This is a genomic window from Streptacidiphilus jeojiense, assembly GCF_000719095.1.
GTDB classification, from domain to species: Bacteria; Actinomycetota; Actinomycetes; order Streptomycetales; family Streptomycetaceae; genus Streptacidiphilus; species Streptacidiphilus jeojiensis.
On record NZ_JOEH01000073.1, the window covers coordinates 1 to 2,039 of the forward strand.

Sequence of the window (2,039 nt, forward strand, 5' to 3'; positions counted from 1 at the left end):
CGGGCTGCTCGCTGTCGGGTCCCTGGTCGGTGGGGGTGTCGAGGCGGGCGAGGAGTTCCCATTCGCCGGCGCGCAGGGGGAGTTCGCCGCTGTGGACGTCGTTGGGGTAGGCGGGCAGCAGGGCGGTGAAGGTGCCGTCGACGCTCTGGGCGGGGTAGGTCTGCGGGCGGCGGGTGTGCCGCTTGTGGCGCAGGACCAGGTCGAAGGTGTGGGTGCCGGTGACCGGGTAGCTGCCCTGGAGCTGGAAGGCGGACTGGTCGGGCAGCACGGTGACGGACTCCACCACCGGCTGCACCCGCTGGTCGCAGATCTGCAGGTAACCCCGCGGCGAGGAGCGGACCAGCAGCGCCCGGTCCCCGGGCTTCACCTCCGCGCCCGCCTTCACCAGCGGGAACTGCACCGATGACGGACTGTCAGGCCCCTGGTCCACCACCAGGGCGATGGTGTTCTCGTCGGCGAGGAGCAGTTCGGCGGCCCAGTGGTCGACCTGCCGGGTCCGGGCGCTGGCGCGGGTCTCCGCCTCCTCCAGCCGGCCCTGCTCCAGTTCCGCGGGGTCGATCCGGGTGGTGAAGGGGATCCGGCCGTCGGCCTCGGTGCCCAGCTCGACCGGGTAGAGCAGGGTCCTGCTGCTGCCGTCCTCGGTGTGCCGGATCTGGATCCGGAGGCCGTCCAGGCCCTTGCGCGGACGCAGCGAGCCGCTGAGCTCGATCAGGTCGCCGACGGCCCTGGCCGAGGAGACCCGGGCCTTGACGGTCTCGACCCGCAGGCCCAGGTGCTGGTCGGAGATGGAGGGGATCAGCCGTACGTCCTCGCTCACCCAGAACGGGGTGGGCACCTGGCCGGAACCGGTCTGCCCCTCCTTGATCCGGGTCCGGCGCGGACGGCCTGCGCCGAACTGCGCCAGGGTCACCCCCCAGCTGCCGTCCTTCCACTCGCCGCGCTTCTTGAGGCGGTCCGGGTTGACCGTCACCGACCAGCCGGACCAGTCGGCGTGGTGGAACGGCAGATTGCGCTCCCGGGCGGTCACGTCGGGCCGCCGCACGGTGCGGGTGGGCAGCACCACGGTGCGCTTGCTGCCGCCGCCCTGACGCAGCATCAGCGCGCGGACCGAGTCGTACCGGTGCTCGGCGCCGAGGTTCTTCTGGAAGGCGTGCCCCTCCAGCTTCAGCCGGCCGTTCTCCCAGGTGATCGCGTCCACGGTGGCGTGCAGGCCGACCGCGGCGACCAGGGTGGCCACCGCCTCGTCCAGCGGCGGACTGTCCTTGAGGAAGGGGTAGTCCGCCTTGGGACGCAGCGTGCCGCGGGTCGGGATGGCCCGCGGGTACTCCTTCTCGAACTCCAGGATCGCCAGGATGTCGGACATCCGGCGCTTGGCGGTCAGCCAGAACTTGATCCGCAGACCCTCGGCCAGCTTGTTGAGGACCGACGGCTCGATGTCCTCCAGGATCGGCCCGACGTGGTCGAGGAAGAGCTCGCGGTAGTTGTCGTCGGCGAGCGGCAGCACCCGGAAGAAGATCTGCATCTCCTCGACCAGCACGTTGTGGTCGTAGGCGCGCAGGTGGGTGCGGTACTCGGAGTCGGCCTCGGCCCGGGTCTTCAGGAACTCGCGGACCATGCTGATCGAGGTCATCCGGTCGATCAGACCCTTGGGGTTGGTCCGGTTCTGGGTGATCGACCGGGAGCCGACCTCCCGCATCCGCCACAGGTAGACCGGCTCGGCCAGCACGTCCACGGACTTGGCCAGGTAGTGCAGCGGCACGCTGACCGGGGCGTCCTCGTAGAGGATGCCGGGGTACTGCATGGCGTGCTGGTCCCAGAAGCTGCGCCGGTAGACCTCGGTCTGCTCCAGCGTCTCGATCATCAGCCGGTACGAGTCCGGCGGGACGATGTCGTCGCTGTCCACGAAGGTCAGGAACTCGGCGTCGGGGTCCACCGCCGCACTGCCGGTGTTGCGGGCCGGCCCCAGGCCCTTGTTCTGCTGCTGGACCAGGCGGAAGCGGGGGTCGCGCTGTGCGAAGGCCTCGGCGATCTCGGCGCTG

General features: G+C 70.6%; 1 protein-coding gene. It reads right to left on the reverse strand.

The features are described from left to right. Positions 1 to 2,039, reverse strand: a 2,039-nt coding sequence (locus tag IF29_RS0141005) for a glycosyltransferase family 2 protein (RefSeq protein WP_030267588.1), incomplete at both ends; no start/stop codon positions are given.